Annotated in this window: 18 protein-coding genes and 1 tRNA gene; 9 read left to right on the top strand and 10 right to left on the bottom strand. The window is 66.7% G+C overall.

Annotation, left to right across the window (positions count from 1 at the left end; translation table 11 throughout):
- Positions 1 to 195: 195 nt before the first annotated feature.
- From SFC76_RS09655 to dapA, 5 genes are all read right to left on the bottom strand, one after another.
- Entirely contained in the window at positions 196 to 2,223 is a 2,028-nt protein-coding gene (locus SFC76_RS09655) for a M13 family metallopeptidase (protein ID WP_322849265.1), read from the bottom strand.
- A gap of 64 nt (positions 2,224 to 2,287) precedes the next feature.
- On the bottom strand, positions 2,288 to 4,351 hold the full coding sequence (locus SFC76_RS09650; protein WP_322849264.1) for a M13 family metallopeptidase: 2,064 nt from the start codon (positions 4,349 to 4,351) through the stop codon (positions 2,288 to 2,290).
- A 60-nt stretch (positions 4,352 to 4,411) separates the two neighbouring features.
- Positions 4,412 to 4,963: a DUF2062 domain-containing protein gene (locus SFC76_RS09645; protein ID WP_322849263.1), complete on the bottom strand. Its 552-nt coding sequence runs from the start codon at positions 4,961 to 4,963 to the stop codon at positions 4,412 to 4,414.
- A gap of 20 nt (positions 4,964 to 4,983) precedes the next feature.
- The gene (smpB, locus tag SFC76_RS09640; protein WP_038659218.1) at positions 4,984 to 5,466 is read right to left on the bottom strand and encodes an SsrA-binding protein SmpB; all 483 of its coding nucleotides are present in this window, start codon (positions 5,464 to 5,466) and stop codon (positions 4,984 to 4,986) included.
- Between the two features lie 227 nt (positions 5,467 to 5,693).
- Positions 5,694 to 6,578 carry a 4-hydroxy-tetrahydrodipicolinate synthase gene (gene dapA, locus SFC76_RS09635; RefSeq protein WP_322849262.1) on the bottom strand — a complete coding sequence of 295 codons (885 nt, stop codon included), beginning with the start codon at positions 6,576 to 6,578 and terminating at the stop codon, positions 5,694 to 5,696.
- Between the two features lie 79 nt (positions 6,579 to 6,657).
- Here dapA and SFC76_RS09630 point away from each other — a divergent pair, with 79 nt between their 5' ends.
- The 5 genes from SFC76_RS09630 (at position 6,658) to SFC76_RS09610 (ending at position 11,051) form a co-directional block, all read left to right on the top strand.
- The gene (locus tag SFC76_RS09630; protein ID WP_322849261.1) at positions 6,658 to 8,685 is read left to right on the top strand and encodes a lytic transglycosylase domain-containing protein; all 2,028 of its coding nucleotides are present in this window, start codon (positions 6,658 to 6,660) and stop codon (positions 8,683 to 8,685) included.
- A gap of 9 nt (positions 8,686 to 8,694) precedes the next feature.
- Positions 8,695 to 9,180 (top strand): GreA/GreB family elongation factor, encoded by a 486-nt coding sequence (locus SFC76_RS09625; protein WP_322849260.1) that lies wholly within the window; start codon positions 8,695 to 8,697, stop codon positions 9,178 to 9,180.
- Between the two features lie 86 nt (positions 9,181 to 9,266).
- A complete protein-coding gene (locus tag SFC76_RS09620) occupies positions 9,267 to 9,647 on the top strand; it encodes a DoxX family protein (protein WP_322849259.1) in 381 nt (126 codons plus the stop codon).
- A gap of 23 nt (positions 9,648 to 9,670) precedes the next feature.
- On the top strand, positions 9,671 to 10,453 hold the full coding sequence (locus tag SFC76_RS09615) for an NYN domain-containing protein (protein WP_322849258.1): 783 nt from the start codon (positions 9,671 to 9,673) through the stop codon (positions 10,451 to 10,453).
- A 37-nt stretch (positions 10,454 to 10,490) separates the two neighbouring features.
- On the top strand, positions 10,491 to 11,051 hold the full coding sequence (locus SFC76_RS09610; RefSeq protein WP_322849257.1) for a Uma2 family endonuclease: 561 nt from the start codon (positions 10,491 to 10,493) through the stop codon (positions 11,049 to 11,051).
- A gap of 148 nt (positions 11,052 to 11,199) precedes the next feature.
- On the opposite strand, the gene ettA is transcribed toward SFC76_RS09610, so the two are convergent.
- Positions 11,200 to 12,879 carry an energy-dependent translational throttle protein EttA gene (gene ettA, locus SFC76_RS09605; RefSeq protein ID WP_322849256.1) on the bottom strand — a complete coding sequence of 560 codons (1,680 nt, stop codon included), beginning with the start codon at positions 12,877 to 12,879 and terminating at the stop codon, positions 11,200 to 11,202.
- A gap of 162 nt (positions 12,880 to 13,041) precedes the next feature.
- On the opposite strand from ettA, the gene SFC76_RS09600 reads away from it, so the two are divergent.
- From SFC76_RS09600 to SFC76_RS09590, 3 genes are all read left to right on the top strand, one after another.
- The gene (locus SFC76_RS09600) at positions 13,042 to 14,439 is read left to right on the top strand and encodes a M20/M25/M40 family metallo-hydrolase (RefSeq protein ID WP_322849255.1); all 1,398 of its coding nucleotides are present in this window, start codon (positions 13,042 to 13,044) and stop codon (positions 14,437 to 14,439) included.
- Positions 14,440 to 14,575: 136 nt separating this feature from the next.
- Positions 14,576 to 14,839, top strand: coding sequence for a hypothetical protein (locus SFC76_RS09595; RefSeq protein ID WP_322849254.1), 264 nt, complete (start codon positions 14,576 to 14,578; stop codon positions 14,837 to 14,839).
- Between the two features lie 152 nt (positions 14,840 to 14,991).
- A tRNA-Ile gene (locus tag SFC76_RS09590) sits at positions 14,992 to 15,067 on the top strand.
- Positions 15,068 to 15,480: 413 nt separating this feature from the next.
- On the opposite strand, the gene SFC76_RS09585 is transcribed toward SFC76_RS09590, so the two are convergent.
- The 4 genes from SFC76_RS09585 to SFC76_RS09570 all read right to left on the bottom strand — a co-directional run bounded on the left by SFC76_RS09585 (position 15,481) and on the right by SFC76_RS09570 (position 21,082).
- A complete protein-coding gene (locus SFC76_RS09585; RefSeq protein WP_322849253.1) occupies positions 15,481 to 15,936 on the bottom strand; it encodes a hypothetical protein in 456 nt (151 codons plus the stop codon).
- Positions 15,930 to 17,123 (bottom strand): hypothetical protein, encoded by a 1,194-nt coding sequence (locus SFC76_RS09580; RefSeq protein WP_322849252.1) that lies wholly within the window; start codon positions 17,121 to 17,123, stop codon positions 15,930 to 15,932. Before SFC76_RS09580 ends, SFC76_RS09585 begins: the two co-directional genes overlap by 7 nt.
- 102 nt (positions 17,124 to 17,225) lie before the next feature.
- Positions 17,226 to 18,335: a hypothetical protein gene (locus SFC76_RS09575; RefSeq protein WP_322849251.1), complete on the bottom strand. Its 1,110-nt coding sequence runs from the start codon at positions 18,333 to 18,335 to the stop codon at positions 17,226 to 17,228.
- A 29-nt stretch (positions 18,336 to 18,364) separates the two neighbouring features.
- Positions 18,365 to 21,082, bottom strand: coding sequence for a TonB-dependent receptor (locus tag SFC76_RS09570; RefSeq protein ID WP_322849250.1), 2,718 nt, complete (start codon positions 21,080 to 21,082; stop codon positions 18,365 to 18,367).
- Between the two features lie 135 nt (positions 21,083 to 21,217).
- Here SFC76_RS09570 and SFC76_RS09565 point away from each other — a divergent pair, with 135 nt between their 5' ends.
- A complete protein-coding gene (locus SFC76_RS09565; RefSeq protein WP_322849249.1) occupies positions 21,218 to 22,318 on the top strand; it encodes an ROK family transcriptional regulator in 1,101 nt (366 codons plus the stop codon).
- The last annotated feature ends 19 nt before the right edge of the window (positions 22,319 to 22,337 follow it).

Genomic DNA, 22,337 nt, shown 5'->3' with positions numbered 1-22,337 from the left:
GTCATCGCGGGATCGGGCCGGTCAGGTCAAGCGATTGGTGGCGGTCCGGCGCAGCAGCAAGCCGTTGCGGCGTATTGCTTCCTTTCCGCGATGGTCAAATCCCCCGTGGGGCGGGCGATCACGCAGCGACCGCCGTCACCCCGAAAAGACTCCGGGTGACGGCTTGCCTCTGGTGATCGCCGGAACCCCGCCCTGCTACCAGATGCGCACGCGCTGTTCGGGCGGCAGGACGATCTTGCCGGTCGGCGCCGGCTTGAACGCGGCATACCATGGGTCGAGGTTGCGGACGACCCAGGTGCGCTGCTGCGACGGGCTGTGCGGATCGGTCATCAGCCGCTGCTTGAGATTGGCCTCGCGATAGTTGCGGCGCCAGACCTGCGCCCAGCCGAGGTAGAAGCGCTGGTCGCCGGTCATGCCGTCGATCACCGGCGCCGCGCGCCCGTTCAGCGACGTCTTGTACGCATCATAAGCGACCGACAGGCCGGCGAGATCGGCGGTGTTCTCGCCGAGCGTGAGCGCGCCCTTGACGTGCATGCCGGGCAGCGGCTCGTAGGCGTCATATTCGGCGACGAGCTTGGCGGTGAGCGCCTTGAAGCGTGCGACGTCCTGCGGCGTCCACCAATCGGTGAGCTGGCCCTTGGCGTCGTATTTCGAGCCCTGGTCGTCGAAATGGTGGCTGAGTTCGTGACCGATCACCGCGCCGATGCCGCCGTAATTCACCGCCGGATCGGCGTTGGGATCGAAGAACGGCGGCTGCAGGATCGCGGCGGGGAACACGATCTCGACCATGCCGAAATTGGCATAAGCGTTGACCGTCATCGGCGTCATGCCCCATTCCCAGCGCTGCAACGGCTTGCCGAGATGGCCGATATTATAGGCGTAGCGCCATTCCGCCGCACGACGTTCGTTGCCGAAGGCGTCGCCGGGGACGATCTTCAGCGCCGAATAGTCGCGCCAGCGGTCGGGATAGCCGATCTTGGGGGTGAAGGCGGCGAGCTTGGCATGCGCCTTGACCTTGGTCTCCGGCGCCATCCAGTCGAGCTTGTCGATGCGCGTATCCATCGCCGCCAGCACGTTCCTGACGAGGCTGTCGGCCGCCGCCTTGGTCTCGGGCGGGAAATATTGCGCGACATAGACCTTGCTGACCTCGTCGGACAGCGCGCCGCTGGTGAAGCCGACCGCGCGCTTCCAGCGCTCCTCCTGCTGCGGCGTGCCCGAGAGCAAGGTGCCGTAGAAGGCGAATTGCTCCTGATCGAAGGCGGCGGGCAGCACGTCGGCGTAATTGTCGAGGCTGCGGATCAGCAATTGGTCCTGCAGCACCGCGATCGGCGCGTCGGCGATCAGCTTGGCGATACCGGTGATCGCCGAAGGCTGGCTGACGTTGAGGCTGTCGACCGGCGTGCCCAGCGCCTTCAGATAGGTGACGAAGTCGAAGCCCGGCGCGCTGTGCGAGAGGTCGGCGACGCTCGTCTTGTTATAGGTCTTGTTGGCGTCGCGGCTGTCGATCCGCGTCCAGCTCACCTGTGCGATCTGCGTCTCGAAGTCGACCAGCGCCTTGGCGCGTGCCGCGGCATCGGCTTCGCCGGCGAGGGTGAACATCGTGGCGATATGCGCCTCATAGCCCGCCTTCTCCTTGGCGTTCTTGGCGTCGAGGTAATAATCGCGATCGGGCAGGCCGAGGCCGGCCTGACGGACGCCGACGATATAGACTTCGGGGCTCTTGGCATCCTGGCCGACGCCGGTGCCGAACGGCGTGCCGACCCCCTGCCGCGCCGCCTTGGCGATCAGCGTCGGATAGCTCGCCTTGGTCGCCGCCTTGATCTCGGCGAGCCACGGCTTGATCGGGGCCAGGCCCTTCTTCTCGATCCCCGCGGTGTCGAGATAGGTCGCATAAGCGGTGCCGATCTTCGACCCGCGCATCCCAGCGGCGGTGTCGAGGATGCCGCGGGTGCGATCGCGCGACCGGTCGGCGAGCACGTCGAACGCGCCGAAGCTCGATTTGTCGGCGGGGATCGCAGTCGTCTTGGCCCAGGTGCCGTTGGCGTATTCGTAGAAATCGTCGCCGGGCGCGACCGCGGTGTTCATGCCGGCGGTGTCGAAGCCGTAGGTGCCGAGTTCGGGCTTGCCCGAAGTAGCGGCGGCCGGCGCGGGTGCCGTCTGGGCGTGGACGATGCCGGCAAGCGCCGATGCGCCGAGCAGCCCGGCGATGAGGAAGGACTTCATAACGTCTCCGGAAACGAAAAACGCCGCCCGCTCTTGTCAGAGCGGGCGGCGGAAAAGCGAAGGATTACCAGATCTTGATGCGGTCGGCGGGGGCGAGATAATATTTCTGCCCCGGCTTCACGTCGAACGCCGGATACCAGGCGTCGAGGTTGCGGACGACATAGGCGCGCCACTGGCCCGGCGTGTGCGGATCGGTGGTGAGCTGGTTCTTGATCGAGGCCTCGCGCGCCTTGGTCTGCCAGACCTGGCCGAAGCCCATGAAGAAGCGCTGGTCGCCGGTGAAACCGTCGAGCACCGGCGGCTTCTTGCCCTTGAGCGACAGCTTGTACGCGTCATAGGCGACGTTGATGCCGGCGAGATCGGCCATATTCTCGCCGAGCGTCAGCTTGCCGTTGACGTGGCTGCCCGCGATCGGCTCGTAGGCGCCATATTGCGCGACGACCTTGTCGGTCAGCGCGGTGAAGCGCTGGACGTCGGCGGGCGTCCACCAATCGGCGAAATTGCCCTTCGGATCGAACTTGCGGCCCTGATCGTCGAAGTGATGGCTCAGCTCGTGGCCGATCACCGCGCCGATCGCGCCGTAGTTCACCGCAGGATCGGCATTGGGGTCGAAGAACGGCGGCTGGAGGATCGCAGCCGGGAAGACGACCTCGTTCATCAGCGGGTTGGCGTAGGCGTTGACCGTCTGCGGCGTCATGAACCATTCGCTGCGGTCGACCGGCTTGCCGATCTTGTTGAGCTGGCGGTTGTATTCGAATTCGGCGACGCGGTCGGCATTGCCCAGCACGTCACCCTTGACGACGCGCAGCGCGGTATAGTCGCGGAACTTGTCGGGATAGCCGATCTTCGGCGTGAAGGCGGCGAGCTTGGCGCGCGCCTTCACCTTGGTCTCGGGCGCCATCCATTCGAGCTTGGCGAGGCGCGCGTCCATCGCGACGATGAGGTTGTGGACCAGCTCGTCGGCCTTGGCCTTGGCCTCGGGCGGGAAATATTTCTGGACGTAGATCTGGCCGACCGCCTCGCCGAGGCTGCCGTTGACGAGGTCGACGCCGCGCTTCCAGCGCTCCTTGAGCTGCGGCGTGCCGTTGAGCGTCGTGCCGAAGAAGGCGAACTGGGTGTTGACGAAGTTCGACGACAGCAGCGGCGCAGCGTTGGAGATCGTGTGAAACGCCAGATATTCCTTCCACACCGGCAGCGGCGTGGCGGCGATGATCTTCGCGGTGCCGGTCAGCGCCGAGGGCTGGCCGACGATGACGCGGGTCTGCGCGCCGAGACCCTGCGCGGCGAGCATCGCCTTCCAGTCGAAGCCCGGCATGCTGGTCGCGAGATCGGCGACCTGCGCGGGATTATACCCCTTCTCGACCTGGCGCAGCTCGGCGCGTTCCCAATGGACCTGCGCGATCTGCTTTTCGAGATCGTAGATGCGCTGCGCCGAACCCTGCGGGTCGGGCTGGCCGGCCATGCGCAGCATGTCGGCGATATAGGTGACGTATTTGGTCCGCGCCTCGGCGAACTTGGCGTCGTCCTTGAGGTAATAGTCGCGATCCGGCAGGCCGAGGCCGCCCTGGCCGAGATAGACGGCGTAGACCGTATTGTCCTTGAGGTCCTGCTCGACGCCGGCGCCGACCGGCACGTCGATGCCGTGCATCGTCGCCTCGCCGAACGCCTTGGCGAGATCGCTCTGCGAGCGGATCGCGGCGATCTTGGCAAGATAGGGCTTGAGCGGCGCGGCACCCGCCGCCTCGATCGTCGCGGCGTCCATGAAGGTCGCATAGGTGTCGCCGATCTTGGCGGCGACGGGATCGCTGCTCGGGCTGGCCGCCGCGCCTTCGATCACCGCTTTGGTGCGGGTGTCGGACAGGTCGCGCAGGATGCCGAAGCCGCCCCAGCTCGCCTTGTCGGCGGGGATTTCGGTGCGCGCCATCCACGCGCCGTTGATGTAATTGTAGAAATCGTCGCCGGGCGCGATCTTGCGATCCATCGCGGTCAGGTCGACGCCGAAATCGCCGAGCTTCGGCTTGCCATCGGTGGCGACGGGTGCCGTCGCGGAGCGCGCATTGGTCTGCGCATAGACCGCGCCGGATGCGGCCGAAGCGAGCAGAATGGCGGCAAGTACCTGTTTACGCATCAAAATCCCCCTGTCTTGTCGAATATTATGCTGCGTGTTGTACCGGCTTGGCACGGCCCGTCAAACCCGGTTTGGCGCATGACGGTGACGCCATTTGCGCGCGATCCACAACCGCCAGCCGAACGCGCTCAACGCATAGCCGAGGCCGGCGCTGACGCTGGTCAGGATGACGAGGCCGAGCGCGAACGCCGGCCCCTTGTCCCACAGCCAGCCGAGCGCGCCGGTGACGCGGTGCAGCCAGTCGGTCGCCTCCGCCACCGGCTGGACGATCGCCGGCGCGTCGCTGTGCAGCACCCAGGCGCCGATGCGATAGGCGAGGAACCACAGGAAGGGCGTGGTCAGCGGATTGGTGATGAAGGTGGTGAGCGCGGCGACCGGCACGTTGGCGCGGAACGGCAGCGCGAACAGCGCGGCGATCGCGATCTGCGCGACCGGGAACAGGAAGCCGGCGACCATGCCGAGCGCGACGCCGCGTGGCACCGACCGGCGGTTGAACCGCCACAGGCCCGGCTCCATCACCCGATGCGCGACCGGGCGCAGCAGCCGGTTCGATTCCATCGATTCGCGCGTCGGCATGTTGCGACGACACCAGGCGACGCTCTTGTGGAACATGCTCGCGTCGGTCGCCGGGTTCAGCCGCGGTCGCGCATGATGCGGCCGGCTTCGCGCTTCCACTCGCGTTCCTTGATCGCGGCGCGCTTGTCGTGGTCCTTGCGGCCCTTGGCGAGCGCCAGCTCGACCTTCGCCCGACCACGGCCGTTGAAATAGACGCTGAGCGGGACCAGCGTCATGCCCTCGCGTGCGACGGCGCCGTGGAGTTTGTTGATCTCGCGCTCGTGGAGCAGCAATTTGCGCGGACGCTTGGCTTCGTGGTTGAAGCGGTTGCCGTGGCTGAATTCGGGAACGTTGGCGTTGACCAGCCACACCGATCCGTCGCGCACCTCGGCATAGCTCTCGGCGATACTGCCCTCGCCGAAGCGGAGCGACTTCACCTCGGTGCCGGTGAGCGCGATGCCCGCCTCGTAGACGGTGTCGATCGTGTATTCGAACCGGGCCTTGCGGTTCTCGGCGACGATCTTCTTCTTGTCGAAGGTGGCAGGTTTGGGACGCGACATGTGGGGGCGATGTAGGAGGTGTTGCGAGCGAGGGGAAGCGGGGGCGGGTGATATCGTTTGGACGGTCTAATTCCCTCTCCGCCCTTATTCCTCCCCCGCCAGGGGGAGGTGGCAGGCCGTTAGGCCTGACGGAGGGGGAGGATACGGCGACCTAGCGTTTGCGGAGACGCCCCCTCCACCACCCGCTACGCGGGCGGTCCCCCTCCCCCGCTAAAGCGAGGGAGGACTTAGATAAGCCCCGCATGTGCGAGTGCGGCGTCCACCGCCGCCCGCGACGCCTCCGCGGGCCACGTCATCGGCAGACGCAGCCCCTTCGGAAAGCCCGGCCTCACGCGCGTCATCGCGTACTTCACCGGCCCGGGCGACGCGTCCGAGAACAAAGCGTCGTGCAACGGATACAAGCGATCCTGCAACGCCAATGCGGCGGCATAATCGCCCGCTTGGCACGCCGCCTGGAAGTCTGCGCACAGCCGCGGCGCGACGTTCGCGGAGACGGAGATGCACCCCCTGCCCCCCATCGCGTTGAACGCCAGCGCCATGTCGTCGTTGCCCGAGAGCTGGACGAAGTCGGGTCCGCAGCCGGCACGATGCGCCGAGACGCGTGCGATCGCGCCGCTCGCGTCCTTCACCGCGACGAAGATGTCGGGAAAGGCGGTAACGATCCGCACCAGCGTCGCTGGCTGGATGTCGGTCACCGTACGGCCGGGAACGTTGTAGAGCACGATGGGCAGTTCGGCGCGCGCGGCGAGATGCGCGAAATGCTGATAGATGCCCTCCTGGCTCGGGCGGTTGTAATAGGGTGGGACCATCAACGCGGCGTCGGCGCCCGCCTCCCGCGCCCGCGCGATGTTCGCGGCGGCGACCTGCGTGTCGTTCGACCCGGCGCCGGCGATCACCGGCACGCGGCCCGCCGCCTGTTCGACGCAGATGCGGACGATGCCGAAATGCTCGTCGGCGGTCAGCGTCGCCGCTTCGCCGGTGGTGCCGCAGGGGACCAGCGCCGACGACCCTTCGGCGATCTGCCACTCTATAAGATCACGGTAGACGGCTTCGTCGAACGCTCCGTCGGCGGCGAAGGGCGTGACCAGAGCGGGGATGGAACCAGAGAACATGGGACTTTTCGGGCTCCTGCTGCGGCCAGTCGGGATTTTCGTTCAGGACAGATACGGGTCGAGACCGTATGATGTCCACATGCACCCGACCAGCCTGCCGATCTCGATCCTCATCGCCGCCTTCGCCGGAGTAACCGCGGCGCCCGTACAGCAGCAGGTGCCGCCGAGCAATCAGGCGAGCAGCCCCGACGCACTCGAACGCTATCGCACGCAGATGGCGAACATGTCGCCGCAGGCGCCGCAATCGCCCGCCGACGGTGCGATCGCCGCCGCCATCGCGCAGTGGAAGACGATCCAGCAGACAGACGCGCTGCCGTTCGACAGCTACGCCGGCTTCCTGATGGCGCATCCCGGCTGGCCGAGCCAGACCGCCAACCGCCGCGCGGCGGAGCGCCAGGCGGTCAATGCCTCGCCGAACAGCGTGCTCGCCTTCTTCACCCGCTTCCCGCCGCAGTCGACCGCGGGGCTCGTCGCGCAGGCGCGCGCCTATCAGGCGGTGGGTCGCACTGCAGAGGCGCAGGCCGCCGCGCGCGCCGCGTGGCGCAAGGGCGGGCTATCGGCGAACGACGAGGCGACGATCCTGACGAGCTTCGCGAGCGCACTGACGCCCGACGATCACGATGCGCGGATGGACGCGTTGCTGTGGCAGAATGCGACGGGAGTCGCCTCGCGCCAGATCGCCTATACCAGCCCGGCGCGACGCCCGGTGTTCGAAGCGCGGCTCGCCTTCCGCACCAATGCGGCCAATGCCGCCGACCTCGCGATGCGGACGCAGGATCAATATGCGACCGACCCCGGCTATGTCGCCGATCGCGCCGTCTGGCTGCGCAATTCGGGCGCGTCGCCGACCGCGCGGAGCTGGCTGGCGCGGCCGCGGACGCTCGCCGGGCGGCCGGGCGCGGTCGAGGCCTGGTATGAGGTGCTGCTGACCAATGCGCGTGGCGCGGCGGCGGACGGCCAGTATCAGCTCGCCTATGACATCGCGCGGCAGGTCGACGATGCCTATCCGGCCGGCACCGACGTCTCGACCAAACCCTATGGCGAGCGCGACGATTATACGAGCCTGGTCTGGCTAGCCGGGCAGACCGCGATGAAGCAGCTCGGCCGGCCTGCCGATGCGATGGTGATGTTCGAGCGATACGGCCGCGGTTCGCAGGCGCCGCAGACGCGCGCCAAGGGCTTCTATTGGGCCGGCCGCGCCGCCGAGGCGGCGGGCAAATCGGCGGAGGCCGCGGGCTATTTCGCGCAGGCGGCGGGCTATCGCGATCAATTCTACGGGCAGTTGGCGCTGGAGCGGACCGGGCGGCCGTTGGTCGCGCCGCCGCGGATCGGCACGCCGGCGATCGCGCCCGAGGTGCGGCAGGCCTTCGCCAGCCGCGAAACGGTGCGCGCCGCGCGCTTCCTCGGCCAGATCGGCCAGTGGCAGGACCAGACCGCGTTCATCCGCCAGATCGCCGCGGACGCCACCAGCCCGACCGACCATCTGCTCGCCGCCGAGCTGTCGACGCAGATCGGCCGGCCGGATCTCGGCGTGCTGGTCGGGCGCAGCGCGATGCAGAACGGCTTAAGCGATTATTCCGCGACGGGTTTCCCGACGGTCGCGGTGCCGGTGGGTTACGAGGACAATTGGACGCTGATCCACGCGATCGCGCGGCAGGAGAGCCAGTTCGACAAGACCGCGGTCAGCCATGCCGGTGCGCGCGGCCTGATGCAGCTGATGCCCGCCACCGCGCGCGAGCAATCGGGCAAGATCGGCATCGCCTACGACCCCGCCTCGCTGACTACCGATCCCAATATCTCGATCATGCTGGGGTCGAGCTATTTCCAGCGCGTATTCAACATCTACGGCAGCTATCCGCTGGCGATCGCGGCGTACAATGCAGGCGGCGGCAACGTGAACAAATGGCTGCGCGCCAACGGCGACCCGCGCACCGGCGCGGTCGACATGGTCGATTGGATCGAGGCGATCCCCTATCAGGAGACCCGCAACTACGTGCAGCGCGTGGTCGAGAATGCCGTCGTCTACGACCTCATCAACCCGGCGCGCGCCAAGAGCCGCGGGCCGGCGAATACGAGCTGGTATCTCGGCAAGGGCCGGCCGGGCTGAGCCATGGCGATGAAGCAACGGCCGAATTACATCACGCCCGCGGGCTATGCGGTGCTGCGCGCGGAATATGAGCGTTTGTTCGGCAGCGAACGGCCGGCGTTGGTCGATACGATCGCCTGGGCGGCGGGTAACGGCGACCGGTCGGAGAACGGCGACTATATCTACGGCCGCAAGCGGTTGCGCGAGATCGACCGGCGGCTCGGCTGGCTGTCGAAGCGGATGAAGGCGGCCAAGGTCGTCGATCCCGCGCGCGCGGAGGACCGCACCCGCGTCTGGTTCGGCGCAACGGTGACGATCGCCGACGAGGACGATGCGACGCGCGTGCTGACGCTGGTCGGCGACGACGAGGCGGAAGCGGGCGCCGGCCGGATCGGCTGGAACGCACCGATCGCCCGCGCGCTGCGCGGCGCGACGGTGGGCGACGTGCGCCGCGTGCTGCTGCCCGCGGGCGAGAAGGACTATGAGGTGATCGCGATCCGCTATCCCGAGGCGTGAGCGGCAACGGACCGTTTCGGCCCTTCGCATTGCGCCGGACGATCGATCGCGCGATGTTTCGGGTCGACAACGAAAGGTCCCCGCTCATGCCGATCCCCGACCGCTGGTCGCCCCATCTCCTCAGCGTCTTCCGTTTCGTGCTTGGCCTGCTGTTTCTCGGTCACGGCGTATCGAAGTTCTTCGGCTTGCCGCCTTTTTCGATGCCGCTCAATCCGCTGCTTACCGTGGCGGGGGGGCTCGAACTGGTCGGCGGCGCGCTGATCGCGGTTGGGCTGCTGACCCGGCCGGTCGCCTTCCTCCTGTCGGGGCAGATGGCGGTGGCCTATTTCCTCGCGCATGCGCCACAGGGCTGGCTGCCGCTCGCCAATGGCGGCGAGGCGGCGATCCTCTATTGCTTCGGCTTTCTGTACCTTGCCGCAGCCGGTGGCGGGCGGTGGAGCGTCGACGCGCTGCGCTGGCGGGGCTGATCGGGCTCTGATAGGCCGGGCGCATGCCCGACGACAACAATCGCAACATCGCCCTGCTGATCGACGCCGACAATGCCTCCTGGCATGCGATCGATCCCGTGCTGACCGTGCTCGCCGAACTGGGCACGGTCAACATCCGCCGCGTCTACGGCAATTGGTCAAAGCCTGCGCTCAAGGGCTGGCGCGACATGACGCTCAAGCACGGCATCGAGCCGCAGCAGCAGTTCGACCTGACCAAGGGCAAGAACGCCACCGACATGAAGATGACGATCGACGCGATGGACCTGCTGTTCCGCGGCCGGATCGGCGGCTTCGGCATCATGTCGTCGGACAGCGACTTCATGCCGCTGGCGATGCGCATCCGCCAGGACGGCATCCCCGTCTACGGCTTCGGCAATCTCAAGACGCCCGAGGCGTTCAAACAGGCATGCACGCGCTTCATCGACGTCGGCGCGCTGGTCAGCGAGGCGAAGGCCGAGGCGATGCCCGCAGCGGTCGCGGCCAAGCCGGCCAACGTCGACGTGCCGATCGGCGAATCGCTACCGCCGTCGATCGCCGCGCCCAAGGCGAAGAAGCCGATCGACCCCGAACTGATCGCCTTGCTGATCGACGCCTATCAGTCGGTCAAGCGTGACGAGAAAGGCTATGTCAGCCTGTCGGCGATGGGCCAGCTCGCCGGCAACCGGTCGAGCTTCGACGCGCGCAACTATGGCTATCAGCAGCTATCCGACCTGATCCAGGCGGTGCCGAACTTCCAGACCGAACGCCGCGAAGACGGGCGGATCTTCGTCAAGCGGGTGCGGTAGCCTTTCGTCCGACGGTTCCGAATGGTATATAAACGCCATGTTGGCGCGGGACCGTCTTTCCCCCGGAAAATATGCCTTGCGGGTCGAGGACTATCTTCGTCTCTGCGATGCCGATGCGTTTGACGACCGGCGGACGGAATTGATCGGGGGAGACGTGCTCGTCATGGCGCCGGAATACCGCCCGCATGCCTTCGTCCGCGACGAGCTGACCTATCGCCTTCGCCGCATGCTCGAAACGATCGGGTCTACGCTCTATCCGACCGGTGGCAGCGTCTTCATCTCCGACAACGACATGCCGCAACCGGATATCGTGCTGACCCGCGAACCGCGCGGGCCCGGCGCCATCCCTTCCGCCTCCGTCGCCCTGATCGTCGAAATATCCTCGACGACGCTTGCGATCGACATGGGCCGTAAGCGCGAAGCCTATGCCGCCGCGGGCATCGCCGAATATTGGGTGGTGGAGGTTGAGAGCAGGATCATCCATCTCATGTCTTCCCCCGCCGGGTCGACGTTTCGTCACCACCGCCGTGTCGCGATCGGCCAACCGCTCGCGGCGGCGACGATCCCCGGCTTGACGGTCTCGACCAACGGTCTTTGATCCCGGTTCGCCTTTTTCTTAGGTACCGTCGGCATCACGCCCACCCGGTCACCGCGGAACAAGCCTGGGGTGACCGGGTCATCTAAAAGAAATGCGCTGATTTCGCGACGAGACGGGCGGCGCCGTTTCCGAAGCCGCCCCTGCCCCCTCAGCGCGTGAGCTTCTTGTACGCCAGCCGTGTCGGACGATCGGCCGCATCGCCCAGGCGACGGCGCTTGTCTTCCTCGTAGCTCTCGTAATTGCCCTCGAACCATTCGACGTGGCTGTCGCCCTCGAAGGCGAGGATGTGCGTGCACAGGCGATCGAGGAAGAAGCGATCGTGGCTGATCACCACCGCACAGCCCGCGAACGTCTCCAGCGCCTCCTCGAGCGCGCGCAGCGTCTCGACGTCGAGATCGTTGGTCGGTTCGTCGAGCAGCAGGACGTTGCCGCCCTCCTTGAGCATCTTGGCCATATGGACGCGGTTGCGTTCACCGCCCGAGAGCTGGCCGACCTTCTTCTGCTGGTCCGGTCCGCGGAAGTTGAACGCGCCGACATAGGCGCGCGTGCCCAGCTCCTGCTTGCCGAACCGGAAGACCTCGAGCTCGTCGGAAATCTCCTGCCAGACGTTCTTGTTGGGATCGAGATCGTCGCGGCTCTGGTCGACATAGCCGAGCTTCACCGTCGAACCGACCTCGATCGTGCCGCTGTCGGGCTGTTCCTGCCCGGTGATCAGCTTGAACAACGTCGACTTGCCCGCGCCGTTCGGCCCGATGACGCCGACGATGCCGCCCGGCGGCAGCGTGAAGTCGAGCCCGTCGAACAGCAATTTGTCGCCATAGGCCTTGGTCAGGCCCTTGGCCTCGATCACCTTGCCGCCGAGCCGCTCGGGCAGCTGGATGAGGATCTGCGCCTTGCCGGCGACGCGATTCTCCTGCTTCGCCATCAGCTCGTCGAATGCGCGGATACGCGCCTTCGATTTGGTCTGGCGGGCCTTGGGGGTCTGACGCATCCAGGCCAGCTCGTCCGCGATCGCCTTCTGCTTGCCGGCCTCCTCGCGCTCCTCCTGCTCCAGCCGCTTGGCCTTCTTTTCGAGATAGCCCGAATAGTTGCTCTCATAGGTGTAATAGCGGCCGCGATCGAGCTCGAGCACCCAGTTTACGACATTGTCGAGGAAGTAGCGATCGTGCGTCACGAGAATGACGTTGCCGTTGTATTCCTTGAGGTAATTTTCCAGCCACGACACGCTTTCGGCGTCGAGGTGGTTGGTCGGTTCGTCGAGCAGCAGGATGTCGGGCTTTTCGAGCAACAGCTTGCACAAGGCGACGCGGCGCTTCTCGCCGCCCGACAGGCGGGTGACCTCGGCGTCGCCCGGCGGGCAGCGCAGCGCTTCCATCGCCTGCTCGAGCTGGCTGTCGAGCGTCCAGCCGTCGATCGCGTCGATCTTGGCCTGCAGCTCGCCCATCTCCTCGAGCAACGCGTCGAAGTCGGTGTCATCCTTGGGATCACCCATCTCGGCCGAGATGGCGTTGAAGCGATCGACGAGGTCGGCGACCGGACGCACGCCGTCCTTGACGTTGCCCATCACGTCCTTGGTCGGATCGAGCTGCGGCTCCTGCGCGAGATAGCCGACGCGCACGCCTTCCGCCGCCCAGGCCTCGCCGGTGAAATCGGGGTCCATGCCCGCCATGATCTTCATCAGCGTCGACTTGCCGGCGCCGTTGGGGCCGATGATCGCGATTTTCGCGGACGGAATGAATTGCAGATGGATGTTGTTCAGAACGGGCTTGTTCGCGCCCGGGAAGGTCTTGGTCAGACCCTTCATGACGTAGGTATACTGGACGGCCATGTGCCGACGGCTCCTGATCGATAAGGACGGGAAATCTTGGAGCGGCATGTAGCGATCCGATGCCCCCCGTGCAAATGCCGCCGCGGTTGCCCGCCCCGGCTTGTGCTCGGCGCGGCCATCGCTCACACCCCGGCGATACGACCGAACAGGGGAACCGACCGAATGACGCGTATCGCACTGGCCTTGCTGGCCCTCGCCTCTTCCACCGCGCTGGCGGCGCAGCATAGCGTGCCGCCCCTGCCCGCCCCGGTCGATGCCAAGGTCGCGGTGCTGCGCGACGCCGCGCTCAAGGACGACGTCGCCTATGACATCGTCGAGGGGCTGACCACCGAGGTCGGCCAGCGGCTGGCGGCGACCGAGGCGGAGGCGCGGGCGCGGGCCTGGGGCGTCGCCAAGCTCAAGGCGCTCGGCTTCAAGAACGTCCACGTCGAGACCTATCAGATGCCGGTCTGGCTGCGCGGCGAGGAGCGTGCCGAAGTGGTCGCCCCCTTCCCGCAGGCGCTCAAGCTGGTCGCGCTCGGCAATTCCGGCGCGACGCCCGCGGCGGGCCTCACCGCCCCGGTCGCGGTGTTCCGCACCTATGGCGATCTCGCCAATGCGCCCGCCGCGGCGGTGCGCGGCAAGATCGTCTATGTCGGCAATGCGATGGTGCCGACGCAGGACGGGTCGAGCTACGGGGCTTATGGCCCGGCGCGCTTCGTCGGCCCGGCGCTGGCGGCGAGCAAGGGCGCGGCGGCAATCGTCATCAAGTCGATCGGCACCGATCATCATCGCAACCCGCATACCGGCGTCACCGACTTTCCCGCCGGCGTCGCGCCGATCCCCGCGGCGGCGCTGTCGGTCAGCGATGCCGAATTGCTCGAACGGATCGCCGATCGCGGAAAGCCGATCACGCTCAGGCTGGTGCTCACCCCGCGCTTCGCCGGCACCGGCACCTCGGGCAACGTCATTGCCGAAGTGCCGGGCAGCGACCCCAAGGCGGGGATCGTGTTGGTCGGCGGCCATCTCGACAGCTGGGACCTCGGCACCGGCGCGATCGACGATGCCTCGGGCGTTGCGATCACCACCGCCGCCGCCAAGCGCCTGCTCGACGGCCCGCGGCCGAAGCGGACGATCCGCGTCGTCTGGTTCGGCGCGGAGGAGCCGGGCGGCTATGGCGGCAAGGATTATGCGCGGGTGCACGGCGCCGAGCGCCATGCGACCGCGGGCGAGAGCGATTTCGGTGCGGATCGCATCTGGCGCTACGAGGTCAATCTGCCCGAAACCGCGAAGCCGATCGCCGACCGGCTGCAGACCGCCCTCGCCCCGCTGGGCATCGGCCGCGGTGCGGGCGTGGGTGGCGACGGCACCGACGTCGGCCCGACGCTGGCGCTCGGCGTCGCCGCGATCGACCTCAACCAGGACGGCACGCGCTATTTCGACACGCACCATACGCCCGACGACACGCTCGACCGGATCGACCCCGAACAGCTCCGCCAGAACGTCGCGGCATGGACCGCGATGCTCGCCGTGGTGGCCAATGCGCCCGAGGAAATCGGCGCGGTCACGCCGCGGCGATAACGGCCAAAGAATGTCGGAACCTTTCGCCTCGGTGAATTTCGTGATTGACCGGGGGGAGTCGTGCGGTATTTGAGCTGTCTCGCGACGGCGATCGGGCCGGCCGCGATTTTGCTTTGCTTTGCTTGGGAGCAACCGAATGAAGAAGATCGCTTTCGTTCTCGCTGCCGCCGGCCTGATGTCCGTCGCTGCCTGCCACAAGTCGCCTGAAGCTGCCGCCGTCGAGAACAACGGTGACATGCTGGCCGACAACATGGAAGCGCAGGCCGACAACATCGACGCGCTGGCCGACAACACCTCGAACGCCTCGGCTGCTGCCGTGCTCGAGAACGTTGCCGACAACACGAACGCCGCAGCGGACAACGTCCGTGACGCAGCCGAGGCCAAGGCCGACAACCTGTAATCGCGCGGCGTCGGGCTTGCCCGGCGCGCCGATCCTGCTGTCGCACGATCTCGAAGGGCGCTTCCCGACTGGGAAGCGCCCTTTTTCGTGATGCGCGACCCCACGCACCGGCTTTTTCTTTGCCGCCGGTTGCGCTAGCGAACGCCCAGGTGGGGCCTGTAGCTCAATGGTTAGAGCTGGCCGCTCATAACGGCTAGGTTGCGGGTTCGAGTCCTGCCGGGCCCACCAACATGATCGCGATACGGTTACCTAACCGGTAGCCCCCTGTGCCGTATCTGATCGGTTCGTTGCGTGATCGCCGGCTGTGGATACAGGGCTGGACGCCCTTGATCAGCGGGGCGTCTCTAAACCAGTCCGCGTCGTCGCGCGGTCGCCGGACAGCCGTTGCGCTTCCGACCCGGCACCTGCCGAGGCCAGTCCTTGGGGCAGATCGGCCTCAGCCGCTCGATCGGCTCGTTCGTCAGCCGACACAGGTCGCTGATCCTGATTTCCTCGCAGGGCCGGGATCGGATCGCGACGCTTATTTCGACGAGGGCTGGCAACCTGGCTCAAGACATTGCTCTCCGCCCAGTCTGTTTCAGCGATCACGAGGCATGGCATTTTCTCTAAAAAGGCCAAACTGCGCCGCTGCATTGGCGACCTCAGGGAGCCCATGCCTCCTCACCGTTAGAGGCACCGGCTTGTATGGTTGGCTGCACGTCGCTTGCCGCCTGTCTGCGCCGTTCGATCATGCGCTGCCGACTACCCGCACGGTCTGCCGCTGCCGCGTTAACAAGTTGATCTTCGACCCGTTCATCCAACGCTGACGTAGCGACCACAGGGATCTCATGACCATCTGTCGCGCGCGACGGGGCAGGCAGCAGCGCGGCAGGGGCTTGAACGATCCGTACGTGATCGGCATCCTGCAAAGGCACCTGGCGGGTCCGCGGCATCAGCAGATAACCGCCGCCAGCGACGGCGCCGAGCAGCGCAGTCGCACCCGTGATTAAGATACGGCGTCGCTCGATCAATACCTGCACGTTTTCGATACTCCCGTTGCGCTCCGAACGTCGCGAGGCGACGCTGGTTTGACCCAGCGCCGCCTGCGATATCAGCACAGATTGGATGTGAACGTCGTGAAGTCCGTATAGTAGGTATTGTTTCTCAGATCGCCCATGACATCCCAGACGATATAGTCCGGATGGACTGAGAAGTCCGAGGCGAAATTGGCCTTGGCCTGTCGCGCGCCGCCGTTGAAGCTGACCGCCCCGACATTGAAAGACTGGAACGAGAAGAGCTGGCACCTGCCGCTGATGAGCCGGCCGGCATCGGGATTGGGGATGATCGTCATCGTCTTGCGCCCGTGCGACTGCGCCCAGCGGATGACGGAATAGGCCGCACTGGTGGCGGAGACGTTATCCGCCGGCACGCTTGCGCTGACGATCGGCATCTTCGCTGCGTCGGCATGCTGCGACTGTGCGTCCGCCCAGCATTGCAGGAAATGCTCGGGCGACAGCCGCGTCTGGAACACGTTGAGACCGGCATCGTCATCCTCGTTGATGTCGAGTTCGCCATCGTTGATCTGTGGAATGACGTTCAGCCCGGTCAGATTGTTACCCTTCGCATATTCATAGCACGTGTCTGCACCGTTATACTTATACTGCGCGGCATTATAAAGCGCCTTGCTCGCGAAGAATTTGAGATAGAAGTGGCTTTCGACACCGAAGCTCTTGACCTGGTCGGCAGCCAGCTTCAGGATACGCGGATCCTGGATGTCCAGCACGACCATGAAGTTGCGGTCGTTGAGGATTTGCGCGCGATAGTTCTTCAGGTTGTTGAGCAGCGAATAGAGGCTTTGAATGTGGGCGACGTCGCCCGTCACCGACGAATTGTGGATAAGACGGGCGTTCCGACCATAATTCTTGAGCAACGCCCCGCCCCAGAACGACGACGGATGGTCGGCAAAGTGGATCGTCGATGGCGATTGCTGTAGATTGAGTGCGACGTCGACGGCATTCACGACGCCATCGCCGTTATCGGCATCGGTCGCACGATTGGAGATCATGTCGTGCACGACGAGCAGATTGTTGCTCGCATCGAGACGAAGATCAAGCTCGATACCGCGCAGACCTAGATCATGGGCGCGCACCACCGCATAATAGGAATTTTCCGACAGCGTCTGATTGGTATCGATGTCATGATAGACGCCGCGATGCGCGATCACCTCATAGGCCGAGCTGGCGGTCGGCATCACCGCGGCAGCCAGAGCGGCGAACATCGCCGTTACCTTGGCAAACTTGATCATTGATCTTTCCTTTTCGAAAAATGGCATGGGTCGAGGGCGGCATGCGCTATCCGCTGGTCATCGTTTCCTCCTGATCGTTGGCGTGATGCGCGGTGCGCAGCGTCACCCGTCGCCGGTGAACACCGACGGGCCGGGCCGGGGGACGTCGCTCGGCGAGGTCAGCCGGCCGGTATCGGGATCGTAGCGGAAGGTTTCGCGGATCGCGTCGGTGTCGACGGTCAGGACGCCGTGCGCGAGGTCGTCGTCGACGCTGATCCGCCGCGGCGCCTGCCCCGGACAGGCGACGATCGCACCAGAGGCAAAGCCGCCGGCGCCGGCCGGGCGGATATGGCATAGCGGGCCGTCCGACCGGCCGAGATCGAGCCAGCCTTCGGCGGTGATGCGGTGGGTGTAGACGCCCTGCCCGTCCGCGCCGATCGTCGTGAACGCCTGGCCGCGCTCGAAGCGGCGCTGCGGCGCATCGAGGCCTTTGACCCCGACGACATTGTGGGTCAGCAAACCGTCCGGCCCGATGTAATAATGGCCGATCTGCGTCCCCGTATTGCCCGGCCAGCGCAGATGCATGTGGATGTGCGGCGGGGAGTCGCGATGATCGTGGGGGGCGTTGGTGTCGAAGCCCATGATCTGGATCGTCCCCAGCCCCGCCCGCGCGACATGCTCGCCCAGCCCGAGTTCGCGCACCGCCTCCCGCTGCGCGAATTCCAGCACGTCGGCCGCGGCGCGCTCGACCGCGGGGAAACGGCCGCCGGCATAATCGCCCGCTTGCCGCGCCGGATCGGCATGTTCGAAGCGCAGCACCATGCCCGGCTCGACGATATGCGTCGCCACCTCGCCGGCGGTGATCGCATCCGCCGGCACCGGCGGCAGCGCCACGACGATCCGCGCGCCCTCGCGCCGGAACGGCAGGTCGCCGCCTTCCAGGATCACCCGCCAGATCGTCGCGACCGACCCGGCGAAACCGAGCTCCAGCGACCGCATCCGCGGCACCGTCACGGCGACCACGGTCTCTCGGTCGTTGTCGGCGTTCCAGTTGGCTTCGGTGACGAGGCGACAGGCCGGGCAGCTCGCCGCATCGAAGCGCACCCCCGCGCCTGCCCGGTGCTTGACGAATTTGAGCACGACGCGGACCGTCGCCTCGGCCGGCGCCCCAACGGCCGCGTCCGGGGCACCGGCATCGGGCGCGGCGGTGGCCGCGGTAGCGGCGAGCATCATGCCCGCCGCCATGGCCGACAGCAGCGGCCTCACAGCTTCGGCGTCCACGACAGGCCGAGCCAAAACGTCCGTCCGACGGGGAAGAAGTAATTGACGTCCTCGCGCCGGCGCCCCTGGCGGACGACGAACGCCTCCTTGGTGAGATTCTGCACCTGGCCGACGAGATCGAGCCCGTCGCGCACCGCGAAGCGCGCCTGCACGTCGACTTGCTGGCGCGGCTCCTGATAGAGATCGCGCAGCGGCGTATCGCCGTCCGCCGATTGCAGCGCGCGGCCGATGCGATTGTACGAACCGCGCAGCTCGACCGGCCCGGTGGCATAGAAGACGGTGAGGTTTGCGATATAGTCGGGCTGCTGGATCAACCCGCTGGTCCGCCGCGTCGCCGGCAGGCCGGCTGCGCGCCCCGCCGCGCTGACCGGCTGGCGATACGATCCGTCGAGCAGCGTGACGTTGGCGTTGAAGCCGAGGCCCGGCACCGCCGCGACCCGGTCGATGGTATAGCCGACCTCCAGCCCCTTCACCCGCGCCGACGCGGCGTTGCGCGGCGTGTTGACGAAGACGGTCTGGTAGGTGACGCCCTGGAACAGCGTCGCCGGCCCCTGCTGGCTGCTGGTGAAGATCTCGTTGCGGATATCCTTGGTGAAGGCGGCGACCGAGATCATGCCGGCGCCGAGATACCATTCGTAGGACAGGTCGTAATTCCACGCCTCGCGCGGTTTCAGGTCGGGGTTGCCGGTGCTGATCGTCAGCGTGCCGTCGGTGCCGACCCCGAACGTGTTGCGAACGGCATATTGGCTATAGTCGGGCCGGCCGATCGTCTTCGACACGCCCGCGCGCAGCCGCATGCCGTCGCCGAGCTGATAGGTGGCGAGCCCCGAGGGCAGCCAATAGGCGTAACCGGTCGTGCGCCGCACCGCCCGATAGGCGGTCGCCGCAGTGCTGGTCGGTTGGTTGGTGTCGACGACGAGGCGCGTGTCGTCGTAGCGCACCCCGGCCTGCACGTCGAAGCGGTCGGTGCGGAACAGTGCCTGCGCATAGGCCGCCTTGGTCGTCTCCAGATCGCGGAAATCGTCGGCGGCATTGTTGGCGATCTGGTTGGTGGCGACGAAGGCGCTGCGCGTTGCCGCAAACCGCTGCCATGCCGCCTGCCGGTCGATCAGCAGATAGGGGACGTCTGGCGTCATATAGGCGCCGGGACGCTGATCGTAGAGCAGGCCGCGCGCCGACCCGATCGTCGTCTGTCCAGCGGCATCGGCGGGGACATATTCGGCGTAGCGCTGGTCGTAGGCGAGATCGGTGCGCGTCGCCGCGACGCCGATGTTGGCGCCGAAGCCGCGGTCGGCTGCCGCGGCGTTGATGCCGAGGTTGACCTTGGCGTAATCCACCGTCGAATCGAGGTCACGGTCGATGCTGCGATAGTAGAGCGCGCGATAGCTGTCGGGATTGTTGGCCGCGGCGCTGTCGTTGAGCGTCAGCCGCGGGCGGCCGTGGACGATACGATAGGCATAGCCGAACGCCGGCAGATAGCCTGCCGTGGCGTTGCCAGGCTGCGGGTTGGTGTCGTATTTGATCATCTCGCGCAGCTCGCGATAGGTCGCCTGCGATCGCGCGAGGGTCGTGTCGAGCACCACGCCACCGCCGAAATCGTGATGCCCCTTGGCATCGACCAGCCAGGTGTCGCGCGTCACCGGTTGATAGGTCAGCCCTTGTTGCAGGTCGCCGCGCGCAAACCGGCCGCTGGTCGGCGTAACGTCGGTCGGCGCGCCGGTCGGGACGGTGAGCAGCTCGTACCGGGTCTCGGTATCGGTGTCGTGATAATAGCCGCCGAACAGCGCCAGCGCGGTCGCATCGTCGGGTCGCCATTCCAGCTTCAGATTGCCGCTGAGCCGGGTGCGCATGTTCTCGAAGAAATAATCTTGGTTGCGTACCGGTACCGGATAGCCGGTCGACGGAGCGGCGAACGGCGTGCGCGCGCCCCTTGCGGTGAAATAGGACCAGCCCGCGCCGTTGCTGTCGCCGGGCAGTTCGGCGCGCGCGGTCGACGGCAGGCGCTGGTATTCGGCGGAGGCGACGACGCCGAACTCGCGGTTGGCGCCGAACCGCGCCGCGGCGGTGGCATCGGTACGGATCGTCACGCCACCACCGCGAACGAGCTTGCCGGCGGTGTCGTTGTCGCCGGCATTGGCGTTGAGCACGAGGCTGCGATCGCCGCGGCCGTCGAAGGCGCTCTTCGACACGATGTTGATCTGCCCGCCCAGCGCGTGCGGATCATATTGCGCGGTGACGCTCTTGATCGCCTCGATCCGCGAGACCAGCGATGCCGGCAGCATCTCGAGCCGCGCACCGCGATAGACCCAGTCGGGCGAGGCGAGCGGGATGCCGTCGATCGTGACGAGATTGTAGCGCGGATCGAGACCGCGGATCGTCGCACGCTGATAGATGTCGCGGTTCTTGGTCGCATCCGCACCGCCGACCACCGACACGCCGGTGATCCGCCGGCTCGCCTCGACGATGTTGAGGTCGGGCAATCGGCCGACGTCGTCCTGCGCGACGGAATCGAGGATCACCGCCGCGTCGCGCTTCGCCTTGGTCGCCGAGCGCTGCGATGCGCGGAAGCCGGTGACGACGATGTCCGGCTGATCGCTGTCCTGCGTGCTCGCGTCGCCTGGCACAGACGCACCGGCCTGCTCCTGCGCCTGCGCCGGCATCCCCGCCAGCATCGTGCCGGCCGCCAGCGTCAACAGCATGGAACGTCTCGTAAAATATATCATGGACCCCCTCGACATCGTAGAATACATTTCATTCTGTACGATATGTATTTGACAGTCTGAAGACGGCGGGGCTAACGCTGGGCCGTTGGCCTCTGCGTGAAGTTAGTGAAGATGAACCACCTCTCCCTCACCCCGCGCGCGCGCCGCGTGCTGACCCTCGTCAGGCGGCACGACGGCCTTTCGCGATCGACGCTGATCCGTGACACCGGCCTGTCGGGCACCGCGATCTTCCGCGCCACCGAGGAACTGGAGGCCGCGGGGCTGGTCCGTGCGGGCGAGGCCGTGGCGCAGGGCCGCGGCCAACCGAGCGCGACGATCCACATCGTTCCCGACGCCGCCTTCAGCCTCGGCCTGTCGGTAATGACCGACCGCGCCGACGTGCTGCTGCTCGACCTCGCGGGGGCGGTTCGCGCGCGGCGGGAGATCAGCCTGCCGGGGATGCCGCGCGCTGCCCTGCTCGATGCGGTCGCGCGGTTCCGCGACGAACAGCCGCTGCGCGAGCGGATCGTCGGGATCGGCGTGGCGATCGCCGGCTTCTTCACCGCCCCGCGGATCGTCAACCCCTCCCCCGAGCTCGACGCCTGGGCGCTGGTCGATCTCGAGGCGCTCGTCGGCCGCCGCCTCGGCCTGCCCGCGATGGTCGAGAACATCGCGGCGGCCACCGCGGTCGGCGAGCATCTGCTCGGCATCGGCGCCGACTTCGGCAGCTTCTGCTACGTCAACGTCGCTGCCGGCTTCCGCGCCGCGACCGTCATCGACGGCCAGTTGCTCCGTGGCCATCACGGCAATGCCGGCGAGATCGCCGGGCTGTTCACCTTCGCGGGCCGCACCACGCCGAACCTCGGCGACCTCAGGGTCACGCTCGCGGATCACGGCACCGTGTGCGACGGCATCGGCGATCTGGTGGCGCGGTTCGATCCGCGCTGGCCGGGGGTCGACGCGTGGCTCGCCGCGCGCCAAGACTCCTTCACCTGGCTGTTCCAGACGCTTCGTTATGCCTTCGACTGCGAGGCGATCGTGCTGGGCGGCCGGTTGCCGCGCGCGCTCGCCCGCCGGATCGTCGACGCGGTGGAATGGCCCGAACGCACCCTGCCGGAACGCCGCGGCGTCCGCGAACCGCCCGCGACGCTTGCGGTGGCTGCGCTGGAGCCGGATCTGGCGGCTCCGCTGGGCGCCGCCGTGTTGGTGCTCCACCACCGGATGTTCATTTGACGCCGTCGAGGTCCAGACA

Origin of the sequence: Sphingomonas sp. CD22, from assembly GCF_034556155.1 — a bacterium.
Lineage (GTDB): Bacteria > Pseudomonadota > Alphaproteobacteria > Sphingomonadales > Sphingomonadaceae > Sphingomonas.
The sequence above is the reverse complement of the archived record's forward strand: the minus strand, read 5'-3'. Positions and strand labels throughout refer to the sequence as shown.

Excerpts from the sequence above, each read along its gene's own strand:
- SFC76_RS09600 (WP_322849255.1), top strand. The coding sequence starts at position 13,042 with ATGACGCGTATCGCACTGGCCTTGCTGGCCCTCGCCTCTTCCACCGCG.
- SFC76_RS09595 (WP_322849254.1), top strand. The coding sequence starts at position 14,576 with ATGAAGAAGATCGCTTTCGTTCTCGCTGCCGCCGGCCTGATGTCCGTC.
- SFC76_RS09645 (WP_322849263.1), bottom strand. The coding sequence starts at position 4,963 with ATGTTCCACAAGAGCGTCGCCTGGTGTCGTCGCAACATGCCGACGCGC.
- SFC76_RS09575 (WP_322849251.1), bottom strand. The coding sequence starts at position 18,335 with ATGATGCTCGCCGCTACCGCGGCCACCGCCGCGCCCGATGCCGGTGCC.
- SFC76_RS09615 (WP_322849258.1), top strand. The coding sequence starts at position 9,671 with ATGCCCGACGACAACAATCGCAACATCGCCCTGCTGATCGACGCCGAC.
- SFC76_RS09580 (WP_322849252.1), bottom strand. The coding sequence starts at position 17,123 with ATGATCAAGTTTGCCAAGGTAACGGCGATGTTCGCCGCTCTGGCTGCC.
- SFC76_RS09565 (WP_322849249.1), top strand. The coding sequence starts at position 21,218 with ATGAACCACCTCTCCCTCACCCCGCGCGCGCGCCGCGTGCTGACCCTC.
- SFC76_RS09620 (WP_322849259.1), top strand. The coding sequence starts at position 9,267 with ATGCCGATCCCCGACCGCTGGTCGCCCCATCTCCTCAGCGTCTTCCGT.
- SFC76_RS09625 (WP_322849260.1), top strand. The coding sequence starts at position 8,695 with ATGAAGCAACGGCCGAATTACATCACGCCCGCGGGCTATGCGGTGCTG.
- SFC76_RS09570 (WP_322849250.1), bottom strand. The coding sequence starts at position 21,082 with ATGCTGTTGACGCTGGCGGCCGGCACGATGCTGGCGGGGATGCCGGCG.
- SFC76_RS09655 (WP_322849265.1), bottom strand. The coding sequence starts at position 2,223 with ATGAAGTCCTTCCTCATCGCCGGGCTGCTCGGCGCATCGGCGCTTGCC.
- ettA (WP_322849256.1), bottom strand. The coding sequence starts at position 12,879 with ATGGCCGTCCAGTATACCTACGTCATGAAGGGTCTGACCAAGACCTTC.
- SFC76_RS09610 (WP_322849257.1), top strand. The coding sequence starts at position 10,491 with ATGTTGGCGCGGGACCGTCTTTCCCCCGGAAAATATGCCTTGCGGGTC.
- SFC76_RS09650 (WP_322849264.1), bottom strand. The coding sequence starts at position 4,351 with ATGCGTAAACAGGTACTTGCCGCCATTCTGCTCGCTTCGGCCGCATCC.
- SFC76_RS09630 (WP_322849261.1), top strand. The coding sequence starts at position 6,658 with ATGCACCCGACCAGCCTGCCGATCTCGATCCTCATCGCCGCCTTCGCC.
- dapA (WP_322849262.1), bottom strand. The coding sequence starts at position 6,578 with ATGTTCTCTGGTTCCATCCCCGCTCTGGTCACGCCCTTCGCCGCCGAC.
- smpB (WP_038659218.1), bottom strand. The coding sequence starts at position 5,466 with ATGTCGCGTCCCAAACCTGCCACCTTCGACAAGAAGAAGATCGTCGCC.